Annotated in this window: 1 pseudogene; it reads left to right on the top strand. The window is 73.1% G+C overall.

Annotated features, from left to right (window positions below):
- Positions 1 to 4: 4 nt before the first annotated feature.
- Positions 5 to 17,008 (top strand): annotated as a pseudogene (locus ACZ4EF_RS07175) (SDR family NAD(P)-dependent oxidoreductase); the annotation flags it as partial.
- Between the last annotated feature and the right edge of the window lie 40 nt (positions 17,009 to 17,048).

The raw sequence follows: 17,048 nt of genomic DNA, 5'->3' as shown, positions 1-17,048 counted from the left end.
CAAGCTGGTCGACTACCTGAAGCGCGTCGCGGCCGACCTGCACCAGACCCGGCAGGAGTTGCAGGAGGTCAAGGACCGGGAGAGCGAGCCGATCGCGATCGTCGGCATGGCCTGCCGGTTCCCCGGTCACGTCGGCACACCCGAGGACTTCTGGCGGCTGCTCGACACCGGCGGCGACGCCATCGCCGACTTCCCGTCCGACCGAGGCTGGGACACCGAGGCCCTTTACGACGCGGACCCCGACGCGCCCGGCAAGACGTACCTCCTCAAGGGCGGATTCCTCGACGGGGCAGGGGACTTCGACGCCGAGCTGTTCGGCGTCTCGCCGCGTGAGGCCCTGGGCATGGACCCGCAGCAGCGGCTCGTCCTGGAGTCGTCGTGGGAGGTGCTGGAGCGCGCCGGTATCGACCCCAGCTCGCTCAAGGGCACCAAGACCGGCGTGTTCGTCGGCGCCGCGGGGACCGGCTACCTCACCAACATGCAGCAGGTGCCCGAAGGCGTCGAGGGCTACACCGGCACCGGCTCCTTCATCAGCGTCATCTCCGGCCGCGTCTCGTACTCCCTGGGCCTCGAAGGCCCCGCGCTGACCATCGACACCGCGTGCTCGTCGTCGCTCGTCGCCCTGCACCTGGCCGTGCAGTCCCTGCGCAACGGCGAGTCCACGCTCGCGCTCGTCGGCGGCGTGGCCGTGATGCCGACACCATGGGTCTTCGTCGACTTCAGCCGACAGCGCGGCCTCGCGCCCGACGGCCGCTGCAAGGCGTTCGCCGCCGGGGCAGACGGCACCGCCTGGTCCGAGGGCGTCGGCATGCTCCTTGTCGAACGGCTCTCCGACGCACGCCGCAACGGCCACAACGTCCTTGCGGTGGTGCGCGGTTCAGCCCTCAACCAGGACGGCGCGAGCAACGGCCTCACCGCGCCGAACGGCCCCTCCCAGCAACGCGTCATCCGCGCGGCCCTCGCCAACGCCGGTCTGACCGGCGACGAGGTCGACGCGGTCGAGGCGCACGGTACGGGCACGAGGCTCGGCGACCCGATCGAGGCGCAGGCACTGCTCGCCACGTACGGCAAGGGCCGCACGGGAGGCCGCCCGCTGTGGCTCGGGTCGGTCAAGTCGAACCTGGGCCACACCGCGCACACCGCAGGCATGGCCGGTGTCATCAAGATGGTGCTGGCCCTCCAGGAGGAGAAGCTGCCGCGCACCCTGCACATCGACGCGCCCACCTCGAACGTCGACTGGTCCGCGGGCGCGGTCCGTCTGCTGGAACAGCCGGTCGACTGGAAGCGCGGGGACCGCCCGCGCCGGGCCGCCGTGTCCTCGTTCGGTATCAGCGGGACGAACGCCCACGTGATCCTGGAAGACGCACCCCAGGCCGACGTACCCGTGTCCGTGGACGAAACACCCTTGGCTCAGGGCCCGTTGGGCGAGCTGGCAGCGGTGCCGTGGGTGGTGTCCGGGCGGTCCGCCGCCGCGCTGCGCGGCCAAGCCGCGAGGCTTGCCGCCTTTGCGGCCGACTCGAACGAGCTGCCCGCTCTGGCGCACATCGGGCGCGCACTTGCCGCCTCCCGCGCGGCACTTGAGCACCGCGCGGTAACCCTCGCCGATGACGTCAAGGCAATGGTGCCGGGGCTGGCGGCCCTGTCGGAGGGCGTTGCGGCCTCGGGTGTGGTGTCCGGTGTGGTGCGTCCGGGCGCGGGTCGGGTGGCGTTCGTCTTTCCTGGTCAGGGGTCGCAGTGGGCGGGGATGGCGTTGGGGTTGTTGGACTCCTCGCCGGTTTTCGGGGCGCGGTTGGCGGAGTGTGACGCGGCGCTGCGTCCTTACGTGGGTTCGTCTGTGGTGGAGGCGATCCGTGAGGGCGTTCTGGATGACGTGGTGGTGGTTCAGGGGGCGTTGTGGGCGGTGATGGTGTCGCTGGCTGCGGTGTGGCGTGCTGTGGGTGTCGAGCCGGGTGCGGTGATCGGTCACAGTCAGGGTGAGATCGCGGCGGCGTGTGTCGCTGGTGCTCTCTCCGTGGAGGATGCGGCGCGGGTCGTGGCGCTGCGGGCGAAGGCGATTCGCGGGTCTCTGTCGGGGCGTGGCGGGATGGTGTCGGTCGCGCTGCCCGCGCAGGACGTACGGGAGCGGATCGCGCGGTGGGACGGTCGTATTTCCGTTGCGTCGGTGAACGGGCCTTCGTCCACGGTGGTTTCGGGTGAACCCCTGGCGCTCGCTGAGCTGCTGACGGCGTGTGAGGCCGAGGGTGTACGGGCGCGCCGTATCGATGTGGACTACGCGTCGCACTCGGCACAGGTGGACGCCATACGCGGGGAAGTAGTTGAGGCTCTGTCCGGCATCGAACCGGCAACCTCCGATGTCCCGTTCTACTCGACGGTGACCGGCGGCCGTATCGACACGAGCACGCTGGACGCGGCCTATTGGGTGACCAACCTTCGCCAGGAAGTCCGTTTCGATGAGACGGTCCGGGCCCTACTGGCGGACGGCTTCGGGTACTTCGTGGAGTCCAGCCCGCACCCGGTCCTGGCTGTCGGCTTGGCGGAGACGTTCGAGGACGCGGGCTCGGACGCCGTCGCCCTGGGTACCCTCCGCCGCGAAGAGGGCGGCCAGGAACGCTTCCTGACCTCGCTGGCGGAGGGTTGGGTACGCGGCCTGCCCGTCGACTGGCGGTCCGTCTTCGCCGGAACCCCCGCCCGCCGCGTGGACCTGCCCACGTACGCCTTCCAGCATCAGCGTTACTGGCTGGAGTCGGGCTCGCTCGGCAGCGCGGACGCCTCGTCGCTGGGGCTCGGTGCGGCCGACCATCCGCTGCTGGGCGCGGCCGTACAACTCGCCGACGAGAACGCCCTGTTGCTGACCGGCCGGATCTCCCTGCGTACGCACGCGTGGCTGGCCGACCACGTCGTGAACGACACCGTGCTGCTGCCCGGCGCGGCTTTCGTGGAACTCGCCTTGCGTGCCGGTGAGGAGATCCGCGCCGAGCAGATCGACGAGCTGATCCTTGAGGCGCCGCTGGTGATCCCCGAGGGCGGTGCCGTCCAGCTCCAGGTGGCGGTGGGCGGCCCGGGCGCCGACGGACGCCGCGAGATCACGATTCACTCGCGCGGCGAGGACGGCATCGCGGACGACGAACCGTGGACACGGCACGCCGTCGGCGTCCTCAGTACGGAACGGTCCGCTGAAAGCGCCGGGTTGACAGACTGGCCGCCCGCCGGTGCCCGGCCGGTCCCGGTCGAGGACTTCTACGCCCGGGTGGCGGCGGCGGGTTACGGCTACGGTCCGGCGTTCCAGGGCCTGCGCGCCGCGTGGCGGCAGAGCGACGACGTGTACGCCGAGGTCACGCTGCCCGACGCGGCGGCCAAGGACGCCGAACGCTTCGCCCTCCACCCCGCCCTGCTCGACGCGGTCCTGCACGCCGTGTCCCTGCTCGACGGCGGTACGCCGGAGTCGGCGCCGCTGCGGCTGCCCTACGCGTGGGAAGGCGTGGCGCTGTCCGCCGTCGGCGCGAGTCGGCTGCGGCTGCGGGTCCGCCCGCTGGACGGCGGTGCCGTCGCGCTGACGCTCGCCGACGCGGCAGGGGCCCCGGTCGCGGAGGTGCAGTCCGTCGTCCTGCGTGAGACCACCCCCGAGCAGCTCCGGCAGGCCGATGGCACCGCCGGCCGGGACGGCCTCTTCGCCCTGGACTGGACACCGCTGCCCGTTTCCGCCGGGGCCGCCGCCCCCGCGCCAGGACCGGTCCTCACTCTGGGCGGCGGCCAGGACGTCACGGATGTCGCCGCGCTGCTGGCGGGCCTGGACGCGGGCACCCTGGAATCCCCCGCCCATGTGATCACCCGGCTGGGTCCCGGGAACACTCGGTCGGAGGTCGACAGTGAGCTGCCGTCGCGGGTGCGCACCGCCGTCATGGACGCGCTCGCCCTCGTCCAGGCATGGCTCGCCGACGAGCGGCTGAACGCCTCGCGGCTGGTCGTCGTCACCACCCGGGCGGTCTCCACCGGGCCGGACGACGAGGTGGCGGACCTCGTGCACGCACCCGTGTGGGGGCTGCTGCGGACCGCCCAGTCCGAGGCGCCGGACCGCTTCCTCCTGATCGACACCGACGGCAGCACTGGCACTGACGGCACCGCTGGCACGGACGGCACCCGTGGCACCAATGCCGCCTCCGGCACCCTGGCCGCCGCTGTCGCCTCCGCCGTCGACCTCGGCGAACCGCAGATCGCGATACGCGACGGCGTGCTCCTCGCGCCCCGTTTCGCCCGCGTCGCCCCGGCCGGGCCCGCGCCGGTGCCGCTGCGCGACGACGGGACCGTGCTCATCACCGGCGGAACCGGCACCCTCGGACGGCTCCTCGCCGAGCATCTGGTCTCGGCGCACGGGGTGCGGCATCTGCTGCTGGTCGGCCGCCGGGGCCGGGCGGCCACGGGCGCACCGGAGTTGGAGCGGCGCTTGCTGGACGCGGGCGCGTCGAGCGTCGAGATCGCGGTTTGTGACGTGGCCGACCGGGCGTCGTTGGCCGCGCTGTTGGAGGCGATTCCCTCCGACCGGCCGCTGACGGGTGTGGTGCACGCGGCCGGCGTGCTCGACGACGGAGTGGTATCGGCACTGACGCCCGATCAGGTGGCGCGAGTCCTCGCGCCGAAGGTGGACGCGGCGGTGCATCTGCACGAGCTGACACGGCACTTGGACCTGTCGCTGTTCGCGCTGTTCTCCTCGATCGCCGGTGTGCTCGGCAACCCGGGCCAGGCCGGTTACGCGGCGGCCAACGTCTTCCTGGACGCCCTCGCCACGCGCCGCCGCGCCGAGGGACTGCCGGTCACCGACCTGATCTGGGGCTACTGGTCAGAGGCCAGCGAGCTGACGGCCCACCTCGGCGACGCCGACGTGGCCCGCTACCTGCGAATGGGCGTCACGCGGATGTCGCCCGAGCAGGGCCTGGCACTCTTCGACGCCGTCGCGTCCGCCGACGGCGGCTCCGGGGTCCACGTCGTCAGCCGCCTCGACCTGCGCGCCCTGCGCAGCGCGGCCCGCGCGGGCGAACCCATCCTCCCGCTCTACCGGGGTCTGGTCCGCGGCCGACCGCGCCGCGCCACCGACGTCGGCGGCGACTCCGGCAGCCTCCTGCGCGCCCTCACCGGCCTGACCGAGGAGGACCAACTCCGCTATCTGCTCGACCTGGTCCGGGGCCGCGCCGCGACAGTCCTCGGATACGCCGACCCGTCCGCCGTCGAACCCGCCCGCAGCTTCAAGGAGTTCGGCTTCGACTCGCTGACCGGCCTGCAACTGCGCAACGCGCTCGCGGGAGCGACGGGCCTGCGGCTTCCGGCGACGCTTGTCTTCGACTATCCGACGCCACGGTCGTTGGCCGGTTTCCTCCGCACGCTGGTGCTCGGTGACGAGCGCACCGGTCAGGTCGCCGCCCGTAGGGGTACGGCGGGTCCCCTGTCGGCGCGTGAGGCGGCCGATCCGGTGGTGATTGTGGGGATGGCGTGTCGGTATCCGGGTGGTGTGGGTTCGCCTGAGGAGTTGTGGTTGCTGGTTGCTTCGGGTGGGGATGCGGTGTCGGGGTTCCCGGTGGACCGGGGGTGGGATGTTGAGGGGTTGTTTGATCCGAATCCTGGTGTGGCGGGGCGGAGTTATGCGTGTGAGGGTGGGTTCCTCTATGGGGCGGGTGAGTTTGATGCGGGGTTCTTCGGGGTGTCTCCGCGTGAGGCGTTGTCGATGGATCCGCAGCAGCGGCTGTTGCTGGAGGCGTCGTGGGAGGTGTTGGAGCGGGCGGGTATTGATCCCGGTTCGCTGAAGGGCAGTTCGACGGGTGTCTTCACCGGAGTCATGCACCACGACTACGCCGTGGGCGCCGATGCCACGGCCAACGACACCGAGGGCTACGCCCTGATGGGCTCGTCCCCGGCCGCCGTGTCCGGCCGCGTGTCGTACACCTTCGGGTTCGAGGGTCCGGCGATGACGGTGGACACGGCGTGCTCGTCGTCGCTGGTCGCGATGCATCTGGCGGCGCAGGCCCTGCGGTCGGGGGAGTGCTCCCTCGCCCTGGCCGGCGGCGTCACGGTGATGTCCACGCCCACCCTCTTTGTGGAGTTCAGCCGTCAGCGGGGCATGGCGCCCGACGGCCGGAGCAAGGCGTTTTCGGCAGCGGCGGACGGCGCCGGGTGGGGCGAGGGCGTCGGCGTCTTGCTGCTGGAGCGGCTGTCGGACGCGCGGCGCAACGGTCACCGGGTGCTGGCAGTGATGCGGGGCTCAGCGGTGAACCAGGACGGTGCGTCGAACGGGCTGACCGCGCCCAACGGGCCTTCCCAGGAGCGGGTGATCCGGGCAGCCCTGGACAGCGCGGGGCTGACGGCCGCAGATGTCGATGTGGTCGAGGCGCACGGTACGGGGACCACGCTCGGGGACCCGATCGAGGCGCAGGCGCTGCTGGCCACCTATGGCCAAGAGCGTGGCGGCGAGGGCCCGTTGTGGCTGGGCTCGGTGAAGTCGAACATCGGCCACACGCAGGCCGCGGCCGGGGTCGCGGGCGTCATCAAGATGGTCGAGGCGATGCGCCACGAGGTGCTGCCCAAGAGCCTTTACGCGGACGAGCCGACGCCGCACGTCGACTGGACGAGCGGCGCGGTCGAATTGCTCGCCGAGGCGATGCCGTGGACCGCCGACACCCACCCGCGCCGCGCGGGGATCTCGGCCTTCGGGGCGAGCGGGACGAACGCGCACGTGATCCTGGAGGAGCCAGGGGGCGACGCTGGGGCCGACACCTCTTCGGAGCCAGAGCGCGAGCCCGAAGTCGGCCCGGAGGCAGGCCCGTTGGGGGCGCTGACGGTGGTGCCGTGGGTGGTGTCCGCGCGGTCGGCGGACGCGCTGCGCGGCCAGGCCGGACGCCTGGCGTCCTTCACAGGGACGGACGACGCACCTGCCCTCACCTCGGTCGGCCGCGAACTGGCCCTCTCCCGAGCGGCGTTGCCCCATCGGAGCGTGGTCCTGGCCGCCGACGCCGAACACGCCCAGGACGTCCTCGGCGCGCTCGCCGAAGGAGCCCCGGCCGCCCGACTCGTCAGCGGCGCAACGCGATCGGGCGACGGCCGGGTGGCGTTTGTCTTCCCTGGTCAGGGGTCGCAGTGGGCGGGGATGGCGATGGCGTTGCTTGCTTCGTCTCCGGTGTTCGCGGAGCGGTTGGCGGAGTGTGACGCGGCCCTGTTGCCTTACGTCGGGTCGTCGGTGGTGGAGGCGATCCGCGAGGGCGCTCTGGATGACGTGGTGGTGGTTCAGGGTGCGTTGTGGGCGGTGATGGTGTCGCTGGCGGCGGTGTGGCGGTCGGTGGGCGTTGAGCCGGGTGCGGTGATCGGTCACAGCCAGGGTGAGATCGCGGCGGCGTGCGTGGCGGGTGCGTTGTCGGTGGAGGATGCGGCGCGGGTCGTGGCGTTGCGGGCGAAGGCCATTCGCGGGACCTTGTCCGGCAACGGCGGAATGGTCTCCGTCGCGCTGCCCGCGCAGGACGTACGGGAGCGGATCGCGCGCTGGGACGGCCGTATCTCCGTCGCGTCCGTGAACGGGCCTTCGTCCACGGTCGTTTCGGGTGAACCTCAAGCGCTCGCTGAGCTGCTGATGGCGTGTGAGGCCGAGGGCGTACGGGCGCGCCGTATCGATGTGGACTACGCCTCGCACTCGGCACAGGTGGACGCGATCCGGGACGAGGTCGTCCAGGCCCTGTCCGGGATCACACCGACCTCGTCCGAGGTGCCGTTCTACTCGACGGTGACCGGCGCCCGTATCGACACGAGCACGCTGGACGCCGACTACTGGGTGACCAACCTCCGCCAGGAAGTCCGTTTCGACGAGACCGTCCGGGCTCTGCTCTCCGACGGCTTCGGCTACTTCGTGGAGTCCAGCCCGCACCCGGTTCTCGCAGTCGGTCTCGCGGAGACCTTCGAGGACGCCGGGTCCGACGCCGTCGCGCTCGGCACCCTCCGCCGTGACGAAGGCGGCCAGGAACGCTTCCTGACCTCCCTCGCCGAAGGCTGGGTACGCGGCCTGCCCGTCGACTGGCGGTCCGTCTTCGCCGGTACGCCGGATTCGACGGGTGCTGGGCAACTCGCCCTGCCGACGTACGCCTTCCAGCACGAGCACTACTGGCTGACTGCCGACGCCGCGCGCGCCGGGGACCCGAGCGGGCTCGGGCAGGCCGCTGCGGACCACCCCCTGCTCGGCGCGGTGGTGAGGCTGGCCGGTTCGGATCAGGTGGTGCTCACGGGCCGGTTGTCGCTGGCGTCGCACGCGTGGCTGGGCGATCACCGGGTGGAGGGGACCGTCCTGGTCCCCGGTGCCGCGCTGGCGGAGTGGGCGCTGCGGGCCGCTGACGAGGTCGGGGCCGGGTGCGTAGAGGAGCTGACGCTTCAGGCACCGCTCGTCGTTCCGGAGAGCGGCGGCGTGCAGGTGCAGGTCTCCGTCGGCGCGCCCGACGCGGACGGACGGCGCGAACTCGGCATCCACTCACGGCCCGAAGGGACGGGGGAGTCGGCGCCCTGGGCTCTGCACGCGGTCGGCACTCTCGCGGTCGCGTCCGACACCGCAGAGGTGACCGAGGACTTGACCGCGTGGCCGCCGCCCGGCGCCGTGCCGGTACCGGTCGAGGACTTCTACGCCGAGGTGGGCGCGTCCGGTTACGGCTACGGTCCGGCGTTCCAGGGGCTGCGCGCCGCGTGGCGGCACGGCGACGACGTCTACGCCGAGGCCGCGCTGCCGGACGAACTCCACCAGGACGCGGCCAAGTTCGGCATCCACCCGGCCCTGCTCGACGCGGCCCTGCACGGGATCGTCCTGTTGCGCGGCGGCTCGCCCGCCGAACTCACCTCCCTGCGGCTGCCGTTCGCCTGGACCGACGTGGCGCTCGGCGCGGTCGGCGCGACCTCCGTACGCGTACGGCTGCGGCCTGCGGGCGAGGACGCCGCCTCGGTGCTCCTGGCCGATGCCGAGGGGGCTCCCGTGGTATCGGTGGCATCGCTCGCGCTGCGCACGGCGACCGCCGACCGGATCCGCGTCGCCGCCGCGAGTGCGGCAGGCACGGCCGACGGCCTGTACCGCGTGGACTGGGTGCCGGCCGCGCTGTCCGCCGACGGCGGCGCGCCCGACGGATGCGTGTTCCTGGAACGGCTTTCCGACATCGACGCGGCGCAGCCGGTTCCGCCGCTGGTCGGCCTGGTGCTGCCCCCGGCTTCAGTCTCCGGCGATGTGCCGGGTGCGGTGGCGGACGCGGTGACCGGCGTGCTGGGTCTGGTCCAGGAGTGGTTGGTAGAGGAGCGGTTCGCAGATTCTCGGTTGGTTCTCGTCACCCGTGGGGCCGTGTCCACTCACAGCGGTGAGCCTGTCGCCGATCTCGTCCACGCCCCGGTGTGGGGCCTGGTGCGCAGCGCGCTCGCCGAGAATCCCGGGCGTTTCCTGCTGATCGACTCAGACGTCGATGTCGATGTCGATGTCCACCTCGCGTCGGGACAGGCTGCGGTGCGAGACACGCTCGCCTACGCGGTCGGTGTCGCGGTGGCGGCGGGTGAGCCGCAGGTGGCGGTGCGCGGTGGTGAGGTGCTGGTGCCGAGGCTGGTGCGGGCGCCTTCCGGTGGCGGGGGGTTGGTGCCGCCCGCCGAGGGCGCGTGGCGGCTGGTCGCCTCCGGCGACGGCACGCTCGACGGACTGTCCGTCGAGCCGGACCCGGCCGCCGAGGCACCGCTCGTCGCCGGTCAGGTGAGGGTCGACGTCCGTGCCGCGGGAGTCAACTTCCGCGATGTGCTGATCAATCTGGGGATGTACCCCGACCCGGACGCGTACCTCGGAACCGAGGGCGCGGGTGTCGTGGTCGAGGTCGGTCCTGGCGTCGCGGGTGTCGTGGTGGGTGACCGGGTGATGGGTCTGCTGCCGGAGTCGTTCGGGCCGTTGGCGGTGGTGGACGAGCGCTTGGTCGTGCGGGTGCCGGAGGGCTGGAGCTTCGAGCAGGCCGCCGCCGTCCCCGTAGTCTTCATGACCGCCTGGTTCGGCCTGGCCGATCTCGGCGAACTCCGGTCCGGACAGAGGGTGTTGATTCACGCCGCTGCCGGTGGTGTGGGGATGGCGGCCACGCAGTTGGCCCGGCACTGGGGTGCCGAGGTCTTCGGGACGGCCAGCGAGGGCAAGTGGGACACGCTCCGGCTGGCGGGTCTCGCCGAGGACCACATCGCCTCGTCCCGCACCCTCGACTTCGAGGACGCGTTCCGGCGGGCCACCGATGGCCACGGCATGGACGTCGTTCTCAACTCGCTGGCGCGGGAGTTCGTGGACGCGTCGTTGCGGTTGCTGCCGCGTGGCGGCCGGTTCCTGGAGATGGGCAAGACCGACATCCGCGACCCGCAGGCCGTCGCCGCCGAGCACCCCGGCGTCACGTACCACCCGTACGCCCTCACCGACATCTCTCCGGACCGACTCGGCGAAATCCTCCGCGAGTTGGCGGGGTTGTTCGCGGACGGTGTGCTGGAGCCGTTGCCGGTGCGGGTGTGGGACGTACGGCGGGCGGACGAGGCGTTGCGGTTCATGTCGCAGGCGCGGCATGTCGGCAAGGTCGTGCTGAGCCTTCCCCGCCGGGTGGATGCCGCGAGTGCGGTGGTGATCACGGGTGGTACGGGTCTGCTGGGCGGGCTGGTGGCCCGGCATCTGGTGGCCTCGTACGGTGTGCGCGATGTCGTACTGGCGGGTCGGCGTGGTGCGAACGCGCCTGGTGCGGATGCGCTGGTGGCGGAGTTGGTGGCGGCCGGTGCGCGGGTCGAGGTCGTGGCGTGTGATGTCGCGGTCCGGGACGAGGTGGCCGGGCTGCTCGCGCGCTTCGGCGGGGAACGGCCGTTGGGCGGTGTGGTGCACTGCGCGGGCGCGCTGGACGACGGTCTGGTGCCGGACCTGGACGCGGAACGTATCCGGAGTGTGCTGGGCGCGAAGGTGGATGCGGCGTGGCATCTGCATGAGCTGACCCGGGACCTGGACCTGTCGTTGTTCGTGCTGTTCTCGTCGCTGGCGGGCGTGGTGGGCACGGCGGGGCAGGGCAATTACGCGGCGGCGAACACGTTCCTGGACGCTCTGGCCGGTGTGCGCCGTACGAGTGGCGCTGCGGCTGTGTCGATGGCGTGGGGACACTGGGCCACCGACTCCGAGCTGACGGGCTCCCTCGGCGAAGTGGACCGGGCGCGCCTGGCCCGTAGCGGCGTGGTGCCGATGAGCGTCGAGCAGGGGATCGGGCTGTTCGACGCGGCCGTGAACTGGGACACGCCGCTCGCCGTCACCGCGCGTCTGACGCCCGGCGACGCCCAGAGCACCGGGGAAGCCTTCCACGCCCTCACCCGTGAACTGACCACCGCGTCCGTCCGTAAGTCCCGTGCCGTGGCGACCAGTTCGGCCCGTGCCGACTCCTCGGCCCTGGTCCGGCGGCTCTCCGCGCTGTCGCCTGCCGAACGGACCGAGGCCCTGCGCGACGTCGTACGCACGCACGTCGCGGCGGTGCTCGGCCACGGATCGCCGGCCGCCGTCGACCCCGAGCGGGCGTTCAAGGAGCTGGGCTTCGACTCGCTGACCGGTGTCGAGCTGCGCAACCGCCTCGGTGCCGCGATCGGGCAGCGGCTCGCGGCCACCGTGGTCTTCGACCACCCCACCCCCGACGCCCTCGCCGCGCATCTGGAGGACGAACTGGGCCTCGGCGCCGCGACCGCCGACGACCGTGCCCCGGCCGGAGCCCTTCCGGCGGCGGCCGGGCTCGACGACGATCCTGTCGCCGTCGTCGCCATGACCTGCCGCTTCCCGGGCGGTGCCGATTCGCCCGAGCAGTTGTGGGACCTGGTGGCGTCGGGCACCGACGCGATCTCCGGGTTCCCCACCGACCGGGGTTGGGACCTCGCGGACCTGTACGACCCGGATCCGGCCAGGTCGGGCAAGAGCTACGCCCAGCAGGGCGGTTTCGTGCGCGGCGCGACGGACTTCGACGCCGAACTGTTCGGCATCTCGCCGCGTGAGGCGCTGGCCATGGACCCGCAGCAGCGGCTCGTACTCGAGGCGGCCTGGGAGGCCGTGGAACGCGCCGGGATCGACGTGGCCACGCTGCGCGGCAGCCGTACCGGTGTGTTCATCGGCGCGGTCGGCACCGGCTACGGCCAGGACCCCGACCTTCAGCAGCGCGTCGAGGGGTACTCGGTCACCGGGAACGTGCTGAGCGTCATCTCCGGCCGCGTCTCGTACGTCCTCGGCCTCGAAGGACCGGCGATGACGGTGGACACGGCCTGCTCGTCGTCGCTGGTCGCCCTGCACCTGGCGGCTCAGGCGCTACGGGCGGGGGAGTGCTCGCTGGCCCTGGTCGGCGGCGTGACGGTGATGCCGAGCCCGTTCGGCTTCGTGGAGTTCAGCCGCCAGCGCGTGCTGTCGCCCGACGGGCGGTGCAGGGCGTTCGCCGCGGACGCCGACGGCACCGGCTTCTCGGAGGGCGTCGGCATGCTGGTGGTCGAGCGGCTGTCGGAGGCCCGCCGCAACGGCCACCGCGTCCTCGCCGTCATGCGCGGCTCCGCCGTCAACCAGGACGGCGCGAGCAACGGCCTCACCGCGCCGAACGGCCCCTCCCAGCAGCGCGTCATCCGCGCGGCCCTCGCCAACGCCGGTCTGACCGGCGACGAGGTCGACGCGGTCGAGGCGCACGGCACCGGCACCAACCTCGGGGACCCGATCGAGGCGCAGGCGCTGCTCGCCACCTACGGCAGGGACCACGCGCGGGACCAGCCGCTGTGGCTGGGCTCCATCAAGTCCAACATCGGCCACACACAGGCCGCGGCCGGTGTCGCGGGCCTGATCAAGATGGTCATGGCGATGGGCCACGGCACGCTGCCCAGCACTCTGCACGCCGAGGAGCCCTCGCCCGAGGTGGACTGGTCCTCCGGCAGGCTCCGGCTGCTCAACGCGGCGACGCCGTGGCCCGACCGGGGCCGCCCGCGCCGCGCCGCGGTCTCCTCGTTCGGCATCAGCGGAACGAACGCGCACGTGATCCTGGAAGAGCCGCCCGCTGAGTTGGTCGAGGCGGTCGAACTGGCCGCTCCTGGCTCCGAGTTCGGCGAGAGGGACGAACCCGGAACGTCCGACGCGCCCGCCGTACCCGCCGCCCCGGCCCCGGCCGCCGTCGTGGGCGACCCGCCCGGCACCGTCGTCCCCTGGGTGCTCTCCGCCAAGTCCGCGGCGGCGCTGCGCGCGCAGGCCGGACGCCTCGCGGCCTTCGTGGCCGACCGGCCCGACACCACGGACGCCGAGATCGGACACGCGCTGGCGACCACCAGGACTGTCCTGGAACAGCGGGCCGTCGTCCTGGCGGGTGACCGCGCGCAGGCCGCCGCCGCGCTCGGCGGGCTCGCCGACGGTACGCCGACCGCAGGGGCGGTCACCGGCGCCGCCGACGTACGCGGCAGGGTGGCCTTCGTCTTCCCCGGACAGGGCTCGCAGTGGAAGGGCATGGGGGCCGAACTCCTCGACACCTCAGCGGTGTTCGCCGAGCGGTTCGCCCAGTGCGACGCGGCGCTCCGCGTCCACCTGGACTGGTCGGTCACCGACGTCGTGCGCGGAATGCCCGGCGCGCCCTCGCCGGACCTCATCGAGGTTCTGCAACCCGTGCTGTTCGCCGTCAACGTCTCCCTGGTCGAACTGTGGCGGTCGGTCGGTGTCGAACCCGCCGCCGTCGTCGGCAGCAGCCAAGGCGAGATAGCCGCCGCGCTGGTGGCGGGCGCGCTCACGATGGAGGACGCCGCCGAGATCATCGCGCTGCGCAGCGCCCTGTTCGCCGCCGAACTCGTCGGCAACGGCGCGGTCGCCTCGGTGGCGCTGCCCGTCGCCGAGGTCGAGGCGCGAACAGCCGCGTGGAGCCGGCGACTTGACATCGCCGGACGCAACGGCCCGACCGCCGTCACCGTGGCCGGAGACACCGAGGCGCTGACGGAATTCGTCGCGGCCTGCGAGGCCGACGGCGTCCGAGCCCGCGTCGTCGGGTCGACCGTGGCCTCCCACTGCGCCCAGGTCGAGCCGCTGCGCGAGCGGATCATGGAACTGTTCGCGCACATCACACCGCGCCGCGCCACCGTCCCGTTCTACTCGACCGTCACCGGCGGCCTCGTCGACACGACGACCCTCGACAACGCGTACTGGTACCTCAACGCCCGCCGCCCGGTGGACTTCCAGGCCGCGGTGCTGGCCATGGAGAGCGACGGCTTCCGGTTCTTCGTCGAGGCCAGCGCGCACCCGGTGCTCACCACCGCCATGGCCGCGACCTTCGAGGACGCCGAGCGCGACGGCGTCGCGGTCGGCACGCTGCGCCGTGACGAAGGCGGCATGGCGCGCTTCACCACCTCCGTGGCCGAGGGCTTCGTCCGCGGCCTGCCCGGCGTCGACTGGCGGCCCCTGGCGCCCGGTTCGGGCGGTACGCCGCTGGCCCTGCCGACGTACGCCTTCCAGCGCCGCCGCTTCTGGCTGGACGACCTGCGGGACCGAACCGCGCCCACCACCAGCGGCACGGGCGACCTCGCCGACGCCGGATTCTGGGCCGCCGTCGAACGCGGCGACCTGGAGCACCTGGCCGGGGAACTCGAACTCGACTCCGGAGAGGACGACTTGGCGACGGTCCTGCCCGCGCTGTCGTCCTGGCGCCGCCGTAGCCTGGACCGTACAGCCCTGGACCGGTGGCGTTACGGCATCGCCTGGCGCGCCCTGGACACCGCGAACGCCCGTGCGCCGCGCGGGCGGTGGACGATTCTCAGCTTCCCGGACGAGCCGTGGGCCGCCGCGGCGGGCGACGCGCTCGCCGCCGCGGGCACCACGGTCACCCACATCGAGATCCCCGCCGACCGGACCGACCGGGCGGCCCTCGCCGAACTCCTCCGGACGGTCGAGGCCGACGGCGTGCTGTCCCTGCTCGCCCTCGGGGACTCCGAGACCGGCGGTCAGGGGGCGGACGGGTCCGAGACGGGTGTGCCGAAGGCGGGCGGTTCCGAGACGGTTGGCGCCGCCAATGGCGGTGTCGAGGAGGCTGCCGCGCACGAGGTGCCCGGAGCGTCCGCAGTCGACGGCACCGGCCCTGCGGTCTCCGACACCAGCGCGCCCGGCCACGCCCCCGTCGGCTCCGGCACGCCCGGCCACGCCCCTGCCTGGCGCGAAGCCCCGGCACCGGCTGCCGCCGGTCTCTCCCCGGCCGCCCGCGTCACCCTCGCCCTCGCCCAGGCCGCCGCCGACGCCGAACTGACCGGGCGGCTGTGGGCGGCCACCGCGGAGGGCGTCAGGACGGCACCGGGCGACGCGGGGCCCCGCTCCGGCCAGGCCGAGGTCTGGGGCCTGGGCCGGGCCATCGCGCTGGAGCAGCCCCGCCAGTGGGGCGGCCTGGTCGACCTGCCGCCCGTGCCCGACCCGGCCGCCGCCGTCCGGCTCGCCGCCGTCCTCGGCGGACTGCCCGGCCCTGACGGGACCGCCGACCCGGCAGCCGCCGACGCCCTGGCCGTGGACCCAGCGTCCGGCGGCTCCGCGTCCGCCGTCGAGGACCAGGTCGCGGTACGGGCCTCCGGAGTCCACGGGCGGCGGCTCATCCGTACGCCTCTCGGGGCCGCGCACTCCGCACGAGCCGCCGCGTGGCGGCCCGACGGCACCGTTCTGATCACCGGGGGAACGGGCGGGATCGGCGCGCGCGTCGCCCGCAGACTCGCCGCCGAAGGCGCCCCGCACCTGCTGCTCGCGGGCCGCCGCGGCCCCGACGCGCCCGGCGCGGCCGAACTGCGCGCGGAGTTGGAGGCGGCGGGCGCCGGCGTCACGTTCGCCGCGTGCGACGTCGCCGACCGGTCCGAGGTGGCCGCGCTCCTCGCGGGCGTCCCCGCCGACCGGCCGCTGAGCGCGGTCTTCCACGCGGCCGGCGCCCCGCAGACCTACCTGGCCGCCATCGACACCACCGACGAGGACATCACCCGCATCGCCTCGGGCAAGATCGCCGGAGCCCGCCACCTGGACGACCTCCTCGGCGGCACACCGCTCGACGCCTTCGTGCTCTTCTCCTCCAACGCCGGGGTCTGGGGCAGCGGAGGGCAGGCCGTCTACGCCGCCGCCAACGCGCACCTCGACGCGCTCGCCGAGCGGCGCCGCTCGCTCGGCCGTACCGCGACCTCACTGGCCTGGGGCGCCTGGGACGGCGGCGGCATGATGGAGGCCGAGGGCGCCGCCGCCTACATGGAGAGCCGCGGCGTACTGGCCATGGACCCCGAACGAGCCGCCACCGCACTGCTCCAGGCCGTCGCGCACGACGAGACGTTCGTTGCCGTCGCCGATGTCGACTGGGAACGGTTCGTCCTCGGCTTCACCGCGCTGCGCCCCAGCCCGCTGCTCGCCGAACTCCCCGAGGTACAAGCGGCGTTGCGCACCGAGACCGATCAGGCCGACTCCGCCGCCCCGACCACCGCGGGCGCCGAATTCGCCGCCCGGTTGGCGACGCTCTCCGAGCCCGACCAGCTCAAGAACGTCCTCGACCTGGTACGTGACCAAGCAGCCAGCGTCCTTCAGCACGCCGACAACTCCTCGGTACGGGCGGGCCGCACGTTCAAGGATCTCGGTTTCGACTCGCTGACCGCCGTCGAACTGCGCAACCGCCTGTCCACCGCGACCGGCCTGAAGCTGCCCGCGAGCCTGGTGTTCGACCACCCCACGCCCACCGCGCTCGCCCAGCACCTGCGGACCCGCTTCACCACCGGTGCCGCGTCCGCGGCGACCGGTCCCGTGAGCACCGGCGGGACCGGCACCGGATCCGTCCTGGACGAGCTGGACGCCCTCGCGGGCGCGGTCGCCGCTCTGCCCGCGGACGGTGAGGAGACCGCCGAAGTCGTCGGCCGCCTGGAGGAACTGCTGTGGCAGGTACGGCAACGACGCGACGGCCGGGGCGAGATCGAGTCGGCCACCGCGGAGGAGATGTTCGACCTGCTGGACCGCGAACTCGGCAACCCCTGATCCGCCGCACGCGGACGGGACATTCCTGAACCGGAGAGCC

The organism is Streptomyces sp. NPDC025721 (assembly GCF_055558595.1).
The sequence above is the reverse complement of the archived record's forward strand: the minus strand, read 5'-3'. Positions and strand labels throughout refer to the sequence as shown.